Here is a 13,193-nt window from a genome sequence, read left to right as displayed (position 1 = left end):
TGCCAGAGGCACCTACAGCCAAAACCGCCATCAAAGCCCCTCGTGCCCGACCCAGACGTGTACGGCCCAAGCTACAGCCTCGGCCACCGGCCCGTAAGCCGCTCAACACGTGGCCTCGGTTCATCGCGGCCCACACAGAGGACCCTGGGCGTATCGCCCGCTACCTCGACCTGGGCCACAAGAATCATGTTCAGCTAACGCGCGAAGCGCAAATCGATATGGAGCCCAGTTCGGCCCTCTACATACCGGCTAACAATTACACCGCTCGGATCAATTACGCCCGGATCGCCACCGCCCACGTTATCCGCTTCACCGACTCGCTCCCCCGGAGCACGCCGGTGTTTTGGGTCACCCTCATTGCGGAGCGATTCACCGACCCCTTGGATCAAGCGAGCGGCTTCGATCCATTCCCACTTCAGCAATGGGCACGCGCGATGCTACCCGGCTGTAGCTTTGTCGGCATGGTCGAAGCTGCGCTCTACAGCAACGTCGGTTTGGTGCTGCATGGCATGCAAAAAGCTGTCTCCTGGCATGTTCACCTACTAGTTTGGGGGGTAACGGCCCAGCAAATGACGGAGCTGCGCGACGGCATCAACCGGCGGGTCAGCACCATGATCCCAGGGGTGAAGGCAGCTCACCGTCGGGAACTTCAGCCCGACGAGATCGAGGGGCAGGTCCTTTACATGCTGAAGGCCCCGGTGAATGAGTACCGAATCTACCCCATGAAGGAGACTCTTGCCGACGACGACACTGGTGAGATCACGACACCCACTACGGGTCGGTTTAGGACGAAGAAGTATCAGCTTGGCCCTGGTGATCTCGTTCGTATGGCCAACATCATGTCAGGCAAAACTCTTGACACGCTCAGCTTCGCTGCTGGAGAGGGTCGGGCCTTGTTGAAAGCTATCAACTTCGAAGCCGGAACGGCGTCCCGAGCCGCCGAAGCTCGAGAGCATGCTCTCGCAGCAATTCAGCCTCGAACTCGACGACGTTAAGACTTGAGCGGCACCTCTGTAAGAGCCCAGGCCTGCCGAACGGCTGAGAAGGGCCTCCACCCGGTCCCGTAAAGGCTCGGGGCTGCCGCGAGCAGCCTCACCAAGAGGACCAGCGCTCATGTCGACAGAACTTCTCGCCGAAATCGAAGCTATGGACCGCGATGTTGCGGCTGGCGGGTGCAGCGGCCCCGGCGCCGCTAACCTGTGGCGCGCCGGCCTCCACAACCGCGCTCGCTTTGTCAGTCCCTCCCCCGCCTTGGCTCAGATTGTGGGTCATCAGGCCCTTCTCGCCCGGTATCTCAGCGACGAGATACCCGGTGCCCTCGCTCAGTGGGGCAGACGCCGCCTCGCCGAGTGCAGCAGTTCAGCGCCCTGCACCTCGGCTGCTTGTCCCGTATGTCGCGCCCTCGGCGACGCTTGGCTGACCGGAACCTGCCGCCAGCTTCTCCGGGCCAAGCCGCACGGCTGGGTCGCCTTCGGCGGCGTCATTCTGGACCGAGATCCGATTGCAGCCTTTGCTGATTACACGCCGCGCCGCCTCGCCAGCGAGTTCAACCAGTCTCTTCGACTGCTCGGACTCGATCACCTGTCGTGGCACGGCCGCTTCGCCATTTCGGTCCAGTCGAGCCTTGCCACTCGCGAGGACAGCATCACGATCACCGTTGCGGCGGCAGCGACAACCGGCCCCTACCACGATCTCTCGGGACGCTTCGACGAGCAGCCGCTGGGTTCGCTCCTAGCCTTCCGGGCAGCAGCAGCGGTCGAGGCGGGTGACGCTGGTGTCGAGGGCGCGTGCCGCTTGGCGCATCACCAGTGGAACGTCCCGACGGCAACCCAACAGGGCTGCGTTCGGGTTTCTCAACTCGCGGCCCTGCCGGTGCATGACCTGCCGAACGATCTTCGGGCCATCGAACTCGAACTGGCGGTCGCCTCGCATAGTGCGACCTGGGGTTACCGCGATCTGCTCTTGCCCGCGTCGGCTGCTCGTTTTGACCACTTAATCGGATCAGACTGGGTGCCAGGATGATGGCCCGGCGATTTTCCTAAGGACCGTACACAGCACTGCAGCGACCAGCTGCCCGTGGAGCGTGCCGAGCGTGCGAGACCTATGGATGGACACGCTCTGCCTCCCGCGCCGGTACTTCCATCAGGACGCATCAGACGTCCACGGGAGGATGTCGATGCGGAAGCCAGCGCTGCTTGGGGTCTGCGCCCTGTTCGGGCTCACAGTGACGACCCAAGCCGAACCTGCCGCCGTCACACCCAGCGTACCGGCGACCTTTAAACCGGCCCAGCGTGAGGGCTACTTCTTCGTCGGTGGTCGCTACGAGACCGTTGGCGGAAAGGAACTCGCTACCGGGCAGATGTTCGTCCAGTTCCACGCCCCGGCTGAGGTGACCCTGCCCTATCCCGTCGTACTGGTGCACGGCACAGCGCAGACCGGCGTCAACTTTCTCGCCACCCCCGATGACCGGCAGGGATGGGTGGATCACTTCGTCGAGCGCGGCTTTGCCGTCTACGTCGTTGATCAGGTCGGCCGAGGCCGGTCAGGCGACAACCCGGAGGTCTACGGCCCCTACGCCCGCCTTGCTCCGGGTGACCTCGAAAGCATCTTCACCAGCCAGGAGCGGTTCGAATTGTTCCCGCAGGCGAGGCTTCATACCCAATGGCCGCGAGGTCTGGGTGTACGGGGCAACGCCGCCTTCGACCAGTTCTACCTCTCGCAGGTGCCGTACATCGCGAATGCGCTGAAGAGCGAGGAGTTGGTCAATCCGGCGCTTATCGCCCTCCTCGAGAAGATCGGTCCTTCAGTGGTGCTGACCCACTCGCAGGTCGGGGTTTTCGGCTGGGCGATCTCCGACCAGCGGCCCGACCTCGTGAAGGCGCATGTCGCCGTCGAGCCGAACGGGCCAACCTTCTATGACATCAAGTTCAAGCGTGGAGAGGAATGGTACGAGCGTGTCGGTGAGGCTAGCGCCCGGCCCTACGGCATTACTCGTGTGCCGCTCCGCTTCGAGCCACCGGTGGGCTCGCCAGCCGATTTAACAGTGGTACAGGCTGCCAGCCAACCAGACCTGGTCAGATTCGCTGCTGGCTCCAGGCTGAACCAGCTCGGCAGCTTCCGAACCTCGCGAAAGTGCCGGCAGTCATCGTTACCGGGGAGGCTTCATTCCGAGCGACGATGGACGATTGCACGGGGGCCTTTCTCGCTCAGGCTGGTGCAAAGCCGGATCGTCTCGCGCTCGCGGATCTCGGCATCCACGGCAACGGCCATATGATGATGCTGGAGCTGAACAACGGCGCGGTTGCCGATGCCATCATGGATTGGGTCGTGACCAAGGCCCGTTGAGGCTGCAAGCGTAGTCGCGTCATCGCCCATCGTTCCCAATCCCTTGGAAGGCAGGCGCGACGATCACTCTCAGCACAGTGCCGAGGATCGGGGCTCATGTTTCGGGCTCACGGTTGCGACTGGGCTTCGTCGTCGAATAAGCCTCTTCTGCTGTAAGTCGATGCGAGCGAACAGGAATGCGATGACAACCCTCACCGAGCTACCCTCCTAGGCATTTGCCAAGCAGGACAAGTCGCCGGACACCCTGTTCTACGCGCAGCCCCGCTTCGTCACACATATCGACGAGGCGGCCATCGAAGCCGTCACCAACCTCTACCGCACGCTGCTGCCGAGCAGCGGACGCATCCTCGATCTGATGTTTCGCTCCGCCCCTTCAAGGCATCCTTCTTGAAAGCTTCCAGTAGAGGTACCTGAGGTTTTTGCTCAATGCCAATTCGTCGACTGGAGTAGAGCCGTGGGAGGCTCTAAGTTAGTCCCGCACACCTACGCGGTCGACTTCATACCAAAGAAAAAAGGAATCGACGAGATTGATAAAGTGGATTTTTCCCCTGACAGAACTAAAATGAGTTCGATGCTAAGCAGATGTCTTCGAAAATTGAAATTTATATCGCGATAGATATTTATGATTTATATATCATAGCGGCAAACTGCATATATCAAGGATACATTAGCGCCGTGTCGTACATGGCCCTTGAGATAACAGATGAATGACTTTTAATGTTTCGTAAAGAAAGCTCACAAGCGATGTCGGATAGCTTTTTGTAAACAATGCTACGCTCTTCGTCCAAAACAAGATCCGACAAATAAGCACAAACTCCTTCAAGGAAATCATGATCCGAAACATCGTGGAAGCGTTTTTTGTCAAGCTCGCTTGCATCATCATGCTTCCAGAATGGCTTACAAATCAGGCTCTGTGACCGCTGAAGCGGGCTTATTGATCCATGGACGGGCATCGTGTCCGGAGAGAACCAGAACGGTGCTCGCAGATTCGCCATTCTATCGCTCAGAGGTAGATCCAGAGACGCAATCGCGTAGAACGCTTTTAATCGTCCTGCGTCACCAATCCCACTGGCGAACGACACGGCCGCACGGGCAATTTCGTGCGCATGCTCACCGTCGTAGTAACGACCATACGCGGAAAGCCCACGTAAAGCTGGCACTGTAGCCTCCGCAGCAACGAACGCGGTAGTCGCTTTTTTTAAGTAGCTCAACTGCGCCTCAGCAGGCACTTTCGCTCCTAGGATTAAACATGCAAGCCCCTCACTCTCCCGATGGGAGAACGAGACCCAAATCCTCTCAGCAGTGTCGATCGTGAGAGCGGGTAAACAAGGTAAGATGGCTTCAAGCAAACTGACTCGGTCCACATCGTCGCGGATCCGCAACAAATCCATTGCTAGGGTCGCATTTGTAATACGTCCCTCAGCAAGGCCCAGGGAAACTAAGTGCGATACAACTTGCCCGAAGCCTCGCTGTAGGCTCACTCGATCGGATCCCTGAGGGAGAAACGAGCCTCGATCCTCTAATCCACGTAGAAGCTCCCTTAACCACTTAGTTCGAAGCCAATCCCCCTCAAGCGGGGTTGATCTGTTGAGCCATAGAACGAAGTATGGCTCAATTAAACTCAGGGCAACGCGACTAAGAGGCTTTTCCTGCCAAACACGGTCAAAGAAATCGCTGTCGTCTTTATAGGCGTCGATGATAAGCCTGACCAACCCTTCTAACCCTTCGCTTGGCGACAGTCTGAGTTTAATACTCGCCTCTCCAACGATATCGTACACAGATTTTCTACAAATCATATCTACAAGCATGCTCTTCAAAGCCTGATGCGATAGGATATTGAGCTGCAAACAGATTTTTGCAGAAATGATCCCGTATTCATCTGTGTTAGCAATCTGGCTGTTGATGTAAATCAGCGCTTTAGATGCTACGTCTCTGAACCGAAGCGGTCCCACCTGAGCTAGGTGCAGAGCAGTCTCGATCATTAGTACAAACTTGATATGCTCATCCTTTTGAGCTGCCTGAAGTGGTCTAATGTTGTCGGACGTCCATTTGTACAAACTGCGCAGGAAAGTATCGACAGAACGGGCAATCAGCGGTTCCAAAGACAGCGAAGGCGCATGATTCGTCTCCATAAAGATAGCAGCGCGCATCACTTCAAGAGAGTAATAACTTATATTTTCCCACCGATCCCACGACTTTATGCCAGATAGATGGAAGTATACCACGGCGGTAGCTTTTTTAATCACGTCGGTCGCTGCTTCTCCTCTTACAAGAACAGCGCACTCTACAAGATCGGAAGCCAATTCAATCTTCGATTGATTTATACATGCAGCGGTAAACGCAGATAAAACCAGTTGCGTCCTAAGTGGCTCAGCCAGTGCGTGAGAGACGGAAAGCATTTCCTGCGGCCTGAAGCGGCGACGCGCATGTGCAGCTGCAAGGCCGTCGCTCCAAAGCCGAGCATCTGCTAACGCTACGCATAAACTAGCGTCGATCTCCTTGTTCATGTTAAGTAACGATATCCAAGTCAGCGCGCCGCGCGTTAATATATCAAACTCCAGAATATCTCGTACCTTTGATGAGCCACGAGCTCTAATTTTCTGAATATCTAGCGCAAATTCCTCTGGTCTAGAGTGTGCATCCCGGTAAGTCCGCCAAGCGTTTGGCGAGTAAGTAGACGAATCATTCACGCGCGATGTGAGAATATGTTGAAGAGGTTCCGGGTTGCCACTATTACAAATATACTGGACTATATTTTCAGATAAATGGTTGTCCTGCAAATCCAATTTGTCCCAATGCGCTGGATACTCGCCGTTGATGTTCCTCAGCATCGCCGTAAGAGCGGCTGCAATCATATGTTCGCCGCCCCCCGCAGCTACGAGCATCGATTTACACCGAGACCTAACTAAAGAATGCATTCGGTAACAGGTTGGATGACTAGTATTTGTTTCGTCGACACGTTCCAAAAGCGACATTGACCAAAAAGTTCTGAGAGTATTTTTTGGGTCTTGATAATCAAAATCACCCCAGAGGTATTTAGCCGTGGTTGCTGTAAAAGATTGACCACGCTCTAAGGATGACAACAAAGCCAGACGCTGAGCATCATTAGACCCAAGGCGGCGAATGCTAAGATTCATGCAAGCGTTTAGGCTTAAATTTTTTGCAATCTCCGACCTTTTTTCATGTTCAAACCCTGGAACATCTAACAGATTCAGGGCGGTGACTTCGGCTTCGAGGGCAGAGTTGAGCTCTATTGTTGAAATGCCAGTTTTGAGCTGATAAGAGGCAAGCACCAAAGCAAGCGGGAGGCCTTCAAGTTTAACAGCAAGGGAATTTGCGTTAAGGTCATTTTCGAGTTCTTTGCCAGAAGAAATGCTGAGCAGCTCTTTTGACTCTGCTAGCGAGAGCGCGTCAATCTTCAGTAAAACGGTATCGGCGGCGGTGGCTATCTTCATTTCGCGGGTCGTGATCAAAGATCTACACGATGCACCTACAACAGCGAAGTATGATAGGTCCGTGACGTCCCACACGTCATCGATGATCAGCAAGGCGGAGCGGCTTTTGAAATAAGAACGAAGAAAGGCAGTTGATGCATCAATATTTAGGAAAGTAATTGGTCGGTCGGGCAGACTCATCGTCCAATTGACATGGAGCGCGGCAATGTCTGGACTCTGACCAACGGTAACCCAAAACACACCATCAGGGTACCGAGTACGGATACGTGTATTATCTGCGATCATCGTAGCAAGTGTAGTTTTACCCGATCCTCCTGATCCGATCAGAGTGACACTTTGAGCAGTACCTGCATCCACTAAGGGCGCTAAAATCTCTAAGGCTGAGTTTATCAATTTCAATCTCGGGAGGACAGCCCTCATCACCCTTGGTGCATCGGATACGTAATCTACACGGGCTTGTTCCAGCGCACCACTATACGTTTCATCAAGCCGAGAAGTAGTAGCGGTTATATGCTTGGTTTTAGAGATTTTCTCTGTAGGCAATCCGACCGGTGCAAACTCCTTCAGAAATTTTACCAACAATCTGTGTTGGACTGCCAATGAATTCTCGATTTTGGCGATCGAAAAGTGGTCAGAATTGGGTACTTTGTATGGCTCACCAAAATAACGTGCGCCTGAAAATGGCTCTACAACCTGTTTCCGCCACCATTTTCTCAATATCGAGAATTTGTCTTCTACGATCTCTTTGCCTATGATGTTAAGTTTTTTGCTTTCTTTCAAATTAATAAAATCGTGATCAAGATCGTTCAGCCAAACATTTGTCTGCTCGAATCGGAGAACGTCCGCTTGAGTGTGCTCGAACGCTCGAGCGAGTGGTCCAAGCCAGTTTGCGTATGCCGATCCAAGTGAAGGGCTTGCTACTAAATACAAGCCTATCTTTTTGCTTGATGCTATGAGTTCACTTGCTCGCTGGACAATGTATCGCCTTGCGACGATGCCGCCCATGCTATGGCAGATAAAAACTATACCAGATGAATCTATAACATCGTCCAAAATAAAAAATTCTTTAAGAGAGTCTACTACATCTGACAAGCTGTACGTCCCAGAAAACAAGCCTGTTCCGTACTCAAATACGTAGATACCGTAGTTCTCTAGATCGCGCTCATCATGCAATATGGCAGGCCAATAAGCACCGGTAGGATGCCGCCAAGCATCTGAACTTGACAAAACACCATGAATAAATACAACAGTGTTCCCGCTCACTGATTTTCTTAGCCAATTTCCTTGCATAGATTGCCTGTACTTTTTTAAGCGCTTCGAGCGTCTACTTGGTTGACAAGGAGGCGACTGGTTCAGTGCATTCCCGTCTTGCTCTGAGAGCATCCTCTAAAAGGTGGTCATTTGGCAAGCATCTGCTGACCGCGGAGCCGGCCGAGCAGCTCGGGCTGCTCAATGTAGAAGACAATAGGGTGATCCAGCCTTTAACCTCCGCGCCAAAGAAAAGGATCTTATTCTCCTCGCTCTGCTGGCATGAAGGGATAGCAGCCGACCTAGTCGTAATACTAGGCATCGTTGATCAGGACTCGCACTGAGTGGCGGTACTGAGCGGGCTGTGATTCAGTCCTTGGGTTTTCAGCCTGAGGAGGATGCGATGGCTCCTCCAGTGCCGCTGCGATCGGATTTCGACGCGCAAGCCTTGCGCGGTCTGGCCAAGGGTTCACGTGATCCGGCGCAGACCCGCCGCCTGTTGGCGCTGTCTGTGATCGCCGCGGGTGGTCTGCGTTCGGGGGCGGCCGAGGTTGGCGTGGTCGGGTTGCAGACGGTGCGCGACTTTCGTCATAGGCTTCAACGCCGATGGCCCTGCCGGGCTGATCGACAGCAAGGCCCCTGGTGCCCGTCCGCGCCTGAACGCCGACCAGCGCGACGCCCTCAAGGCGCTGGTCGAACACGGTAGCGGGCGGCGCGCTCCCTCAAAACCATCGCCTTCGAACCGTTGACAACCCGAGGTTGACAATAGGACATTAGTCCTGTTACAAGGTTATATCGTTGGCACTGCCGCGATTACCAGGATGCCGCCCATGACGCCGCTGCGCCGAGCTTTGCCAACAGGCCAGTCAGCACTGCGTCGGCAGGGCACATCCTACCCCTCACGAGGCCGCCTCCGGGCGGCCTCTTCGTTTCAGGAGGTCTTCCTTGCGCACTGAAATCACCCTCGCCGCGGTCCCGCACATGCCGCCCCCCTTGCTGACGCCGCCTGCCCCTGCTGCCCAATCGCTGCCGGCCATCATCCTGTTCGGTCGCGACGAGCGGGGGCGGCCCCATGCCTCGCGCTTCGCCGGCAAGGAAATAGAGGGAGCCGAGGATGCTGCCCGGCAGATGGGCCTGCACCTCGCCGTTGCCGACACGGAGACCCTGCGGAGCCTCGCCGAGCGCCTGCCCGCCGGCCGGCTTTTCCCAAGCGGCAAGGGCTTCGTCCCTTTCGTGAAGGGTGACCTCTACGACCGGCTACTCGCTGCTACCGGCACCCTCGACAAGCCTAGGCCCGTCAAAGCCGCTGGTAAGCCCGTTGAGGCCCCTCAGCCCGCTGGGGCAAGCTCGGGCGGCAAGGGCGGGGTGGATGGCCCTAGCGGTGCCCCCAAGGCCCCAGGTGACTGGGCCAGCATCGGCATCGGCAGCACCGTGCTTGCTTGCCAAGGTCCCATGGAAGGCTGGTGGGAGGCGGTCGTTCTCTACACTAAGGCGGACGACCGCTTTATCCTACAATGGCGGGACTTCCCCGCTGAGCCGGAAATTGCCCGCGCTCGCAAGGATCTTGCGCTGATGCCGCCCGGTTCGCGGGAGGGGCTGGGCTAGCACCGTGGCCCATTCGCGCGAGGCCGAGTGCCGTCATCCGGTGCGCGACCTCAACAATGCCTTCCGCCGGAGCTTCTCCGGCGGGCGGGTCGTCGTCACAGCCGGCATCGCAGCCTTGCCTGAAGCTACTCGCGCCGCCGTCCCAGCGGCAGTGCGAGGCTTCGAGCGCTTCAACGCAGACAACGATTCGCACGGCGAGCACGACGTCGGGGCGTTCACGGCCAGCGATCTGCGCGCCCTTTGGAAAATCGACGCTTACGACGGCGACCTGCACGGGCATTCGCCTGACCCCGCCAACCCGGCGGTGACCGTGCGGGTGCTCACCGTCGTGCTGGCCGAGGAGTATTGAGGTGGTCGGCGGGCGCAAGCTGTCGGCCGCCGGCAAACCGACCTCCGGCCCCTGGCTGGTGCGCGGCACGGCCGACGCGAATACACCCACCGGGGTCGCACTGTTTGTGGTCGAGCCGGCGAGCGATGAACGGCTGGGCGGCTGGCCCTCCTTGATCCGCCAGGACCGGCCGTTCGCACCGGGTGATTGCCCACTGCACCTCGAGGGCGGCATCCGGCGGTTAGCCGACGCGAAGCGGATGACGGCCGTGCTGCTGTGGCTGCTGGCTGCTGGCTGCGTCCAACCTGATGCACTGCGACCTCGACCTGCAGATGCGGGCGACGATCACGGCCGCCTAGGATGTGCTCGTGCGGATCGCGCCGTACCTCGAGATATGAGCGGCAGCCTCACCCGCGTCGCTCGCCTCTCAGGTCGGCGCTCGTTCACTCTTCGCGCGTCGGCCTGCTCGCAGCGGCAGCGGCCGGGGCGCACCCGGTGCGGGCTCGTGCAGCAGATCGGCGACCGGCACCGCGAGTGCGCCCGCAATGGCCTCCAGCGTCGTGATGGTGACGTTCTCCGAGCCGCGCTCGACGCGACCGACATAGGCCCGGTCGATGCCGGCGGCCAACGCGAGCCGTTCCTGCGACAGCCCGTGCGCGACGCGCAGCCGCCGTAGGTTCCAGCCGATGATTGAGCGCGCATCCATCGCGCGAGAGGGCCAGAGCAGCGGCTTGACAATCGACGGACCGACAGTCCCGCATTACAGACGAGGCAGACGATGGACGAGGGGAACTCGATGGGGTGGCATCAGCGGATCGCGCAGGCCCTGCGCCGCATCGGCGTGGCCGCCATGGCGGTCGTGGGCCTCGTCCCAAGCGTCTGCCGGGCGCAATCCCAGTACGACGTCTTCGGCAGCGGCGCGCTCGCCATCGCCGCCTACGAGGCGAGCAAGGATAAGTGTGTTTACTCCGACAAGATGGGCGCGGCGCTTGCCGACATCGATGCCTTCCTGAACCGGCAGGACGCCTACCGCTGGGTGGAAAGTAAGCGGTTGGGGCCGGACGGGCTGACTGCCGCCCGCAACATGGCACGGATCCAGGGGGCCTCAGACTGCAAGGTCTACGGCCTCGCTATCGGCAACGCCGCCATCGTCTACTTCAACGCCGCTACCTTCGATCAGGCTGTCTTCGCCGAGTTCAACCAGCTTTTGAAAGGAGAGGGCAGGAGCATCTCAGGCGAAGCCGAGGCGCGCCCGCCGCAGCCTCCCGTGCCCGGCAGCGCCGCAGACACAATTGCCCGGATGAACGGAGGTCGCGGCATCGACAACACCCCAGCCACTCAGCCCCCCCGAAGTTCCACGCTGAAGCGACTCCCGGCGGACGATCCACCTTTGACGTCGTCCCGCTCGCAGCCGCTGCCGCGACCGTCAGTCGAGCCCTCGCCTAGGCAGGAGCGCACCCCACCCGCGCCGCTTGCGCAGGCCGCGCCCTCAGTTACCCCACCGAGTCTTACGCCGCCGAATGCGGCCCCGCAGCCTACCCCGTTCGCCGCCTCAACGTCGCTGGACTGCCGGGTGGCAGGTGATTGCAGGCTCGCGCAGCCGGCCTTCGCCTGCAACCTCGACGACGCCGCACGTATTGCCGGGGCAGGGTCCGTGCAAGGACGGGAGATGGGCCTCACGGCGGTTCGGGCTGGCACCTGCGAAATCGTCGCCGCCGGCCGCTCCCTCATGATCGAGACAACGAAGTCCCCGAACGTCGTCTACGCGACCGAGCAGGGCCGTCACGTCGGCTACTTGCCGGTCAGCGTGTTCGCGCCGGTCGATCAGGCTGGTACCACCGCCTGCCGCGTACCCGGCTTCTGCGCCGTGCGGCCGGGACCACCGATTTGGATCTGCACCCAGGCCGAAAGCCTCACGCTGCCGACGCCGGAGGCGAAGCGGGCGGCGGGATGCCTACAGATCGCTGATAGCGCTGCCCTCGAAGTCGCGACAGCTCAAGGGGAGGCCATCGCACTACTCAACATGGTCGGGGGCACTCCTCTGGTGCCGACGCTCTACTACGCCGCACGGGGCGATTTTGTCGACCTCGACCTGATATCGACACCGACGCCGACCTCGCGGGGCTGGTGCAGGCCAGGAGACTGGTGCGTCATCCCGGTGGGATCGGTGTTCTGTCCCGACCGGGCGGGCTACGAACGCATCATGAGCCAGACCGGCGATGCGCGCCGGGCAGCAGTCCTGGCGGAGCCGGCCTGCCGCCTGATGGTTCCGGGCAACGTGCTGAAGCCCGGCGGCGTGCCGGCAGCGGACAACCCGCGCAAGCTCATCGAGGTCGAGCATCCGGTGTTGAAGGGCGGCTGGGCGAGCGCGAATGCCTTCAAGGTCGTGGCCCTGGCCCCGCCCCTGCGCTTCTCCACGCAGCTCTCCGACCTCGCCGTCTCGATCACGCACGGGGCGTCCCAGGTTGCGGTGGCGCTGAAGGGCCAGGGTAGCGAGACCGCGTCTGCCACGTTCCGGTCGGGGGCGAAGGAGCGGCTGACCTTCTGCACCGAGTACGAGGGTGAGGAGAATGTCGAGGGCTTCCGCTCCTGCTACGATCAGCCGGACCGGACCATCACGCTTCAAGCGAACTGCTCCGCCAAACGGCTGGCGTTCGACGGCCGCACCTACCAACTGCGGGAGCGTCCTGCCGAGACGCCAAGGTGGCAGTTCCTCGACCTTAGCCAGAACCTGTGGGCGGACTCGCTGCCGGGTTCGACCGAGCCGATCATCAGGACCGGCTTCAGCGCCCTCTGCCCAGGGGCAAACCCTGACGCGGGTCCGGAGATTGTGTTCCGCGATGCCCGCGCCGCCTTTCCGCAGGAGCTGCGCGGGCGGTGGTTCGCCGACCGTCGCGCCTGCGCCGATCCGGGCCGCCATCAGGACGACTACGAGGGATATGCCTGGATGGAGTTTGGGCCGCAGACTCGCACAGGGGCCTACGAGTACGAGTTCCCCCAGCGCATCAACGCGGTCCGGGCGCTGGGGCGCGGGGCTTGGGAGATCGACGGCTCTCACCGCATCGACGATGCCACCGTGCCCGAGATCTTCCAATCGAGCACGTACCGGCTGACGCGCGACGGCTTCGTGCTGCGGCAACAGGGGCGGGTGTCGGAGTGGGTGCGCTGTCGGTGAGCTGCACCGAAACAGAGCAGGACGGCGACAGGCAATC

7 protein-coding genes and 2 pseudogenes are annotated in these 13,193 nt (G+C 59.3%); 7 read left to right on the top strand and 2 right to left on the bottom strand.

Features of this window, described 5'->3' with window-relative positions; translation table 11 throughout:
• Positions 1 to 218: 218 nt before the first annotated feature.
• From AC3WLN_RS06430 to AC3WLN_RS06420, 3 genes and pseudogenes are all read left to right on the top strand, one after another.
• A complete protein-coding gene (locus AC3WLN_RS06430; RefSeq protein WP_492480227.1) occupies positions 219 to 995 on the top strand; it encodes a hypothetical protein in 777 nt (258 codons plus the stop codon).
• Between the two features lie 118 nt (positions 996 to 1,113).
• Entirely contained in the window at positions 1,114 to 2,022 is a 909-nt protein-coding gene (locus AC3WLN_RS06425; RefSeq protein WP_492480226.1) for a hypothetical protein, read from the top strand.
• Positions 2,023 to 2,176: 154 nt separating this feature from the next.
• A pseudogene (locus AC3WLN_RS06420) lies at positions 2,177 to 3,345 on the top strand (alpha/beta hydrolase).
• 656 nt (positions 3,346 to 4,001) lie between these two features.
• Here the strand turns inward: AC3WLN_RS06420 and AC3WLN_RS06415 are convergent.
• The gene (locus AC3WLN_RS06415) at positions 4,002 to 8,063 is read right to left on the bottom strand and encodes an alpha/beta fold hydrolase (protein ID WP_492480225.1); all 4,062 of its coding nucleotides are present in this window, start codon (positions 8,061 to 8,063) and stop codon (positions 4,002 to 4,004) included.
• A 349-nt stretch (positions 8,064 to 8,412) separates the two neighbouring features.
• Between AC3WLN_RS06415 and AC3WLN_RS06410 the strand changes: the two are divergent.
• The 3 genes and pseudogenes from AC3WLN_RS06410 to AC3WLN_RS06400 form a co-directional block, all read left to right on the top strand.
• Positions 8,413 to 8,746: pseudogene (locus AC3WLN_RS06410) on the top strand (helix-turn-helix domain-containing protein); the annotation flags it as partial.
• Between the two features lie 247 nt (positions 8,747 to 8,993).
• Positions 8,994 to 9,653, top strand: a complete 660-nt coding sequence (locus AC3WLN_RS06405; RefSeq protein ID WP_492480224.1) for a hypothetical protein — start codon at positions 8,994 to 8,996, stop codon at positions 9,651 to 9,653.
• Between the two features lie 4 nt (positions 9,654 to 9,657).
• Complete coding sequence (locus tag AC3WLN_RS06400) at positions 9,658 to 10,002, top strand: DUF3768 domain-containing protein (RefSeq protein WP_492480223.1); 345 nt, start codon at positions 9,658 to 9,660, stop codon at positions 10,000 to 10,002.
• A 406-nt stretch (positions 10,003 to 10,408) separates the two neighbouring features.
• Here the strand turns inward: AC3WLN_RS06400 and AC3WLN_RS06395 are convergent, their stop codons facing one another.
• Positions 10,409 to 10,687 carry a helix-turn-helix domain-containing protein gene (locus AC3WLN_RS06395; RefSeq protein WP_492480222.1) on the bottom strand — a complete coding sequence of 93 codons (279 nt, stop codon included), beginning with the start codon at positions 10,685 to 10,687 and terminating at the stop codon, positions 10,409 to 10,411.
• A 72-nt stretch (positions 10,688 to 10,759) separates the two neighbouring features.
• On the opposite strand from AC3WLN_RS06395, the gene AC3WLN_RS06390 reads away from it, so the two are divergent.
• Positions 10,760 to 13,156 carry a hypothetical protein gene (locus AC3WLN_RS06390; RefSeq protein ID WP_492480221.1) on the top strand — a complete coding sequence of 799 codons (2,397 nt, stop codon included), beginning with the start codon at positions 10,760 to 10,762 and terminating at the stop codon, positions 13,154 to 13,156.
• The last annotated feature ends 37 nt before the right edge of the window (positions 13,157 to 13,193 follow it).

The organism is Methylobacterium sp. FW306-05-D (assembly GCF_058782155.1).
Note: the sequence above shows the minus strand (reverse complement) of the source record. Positions and strands in the feature narration are given on the sequence as shown.

Excerpts from the sequence above, each read along its gene's own strand:
- AC3WLN_RS06430 (WP_492480227.1), top strand. The coding sequence starts at position 219 with ATGGAGCCCAGTTCGGCCCTCTACATACCGGCTAACAATTACACCGCT.
- AC3WLN_RS06390 (WP_492480221.1), top strand. The coding sequence starts at position 10,760 with ATGGACGAGGGGAACTCGATGGGGTGGCATCAGCGGATCGCGCAGGCC.
- AC3WLN_RS06395 (WP_492480222.1), bottom strand. The coding sequence starts at position 10,687 with ATGGATGCGCGCTCAATCATCGGCTGGAACCTACGGCGGCTGCGCGTC.
- AC3WLN_RS06425 (WP_492480226.1), top strand. The coding sequence starts at position 1,114 with ATGTCGACAGAACTTCTCGCCGAAATCGAAGCTATGGACCGCGATGTT.